At 65.7% G+C, this 324-nt stretch carries 1 protein-coding gene; it reads right to left on the bottom strand.

Going from position 1 to position 324, the window contains the following annotated elements:
• Positions 1-324 (bottom strand): hypothetical protein (locus IF88_RS41795; protein ID WP_037808926.1); only part of this gene is annotated, 324 nt, incomplete at both ends.

Below are 324 nucleotides of genomic sequence, written 5' to 3'. Positions count from 1 at the left end.
GGGTCTCCTTGCCCGGGGTCTCCTTGCCCGGGGCGGGCTTTTCGGGCTTGTGCTCGCAGTAAGTAGACGGTGCCCTGGTAGAACTTGCAGCCCGGCATGTTCTTGACGTCCTTGATCTTGCCGTGCTTCTTGCCCTGGTTCTTCTTGCCGTGCTTCTTGCTCTTGCCGTGGCCCTGGCTGTCCTTCTTGCCCTTGCTCCCATGACCGCTCTTCGCGTGGTCGGCGACCAGCGTGACCGACTCGCCGACCTGCGGCTTGGCCGGCGCGGCGAATGCACTGGTGGGCAGCAGCACGCCTCCCCCGACAATCGCGGCCGAGACGGCG

It is taken from the genome of Streptomyces sp. NRRL F-2580 (assembly GCF_000720115.1).
Lineage (GTDB): Bacteria > Actinomycetota > Actinomycetes > Streptomycetales > Streptomycetaceae > Streptomyces.
The sequence above is the reverse complement of the archived record's forward strand: the minus strand, read 5'-3'. Positions and strand labels throughout refer to the sequence as shown.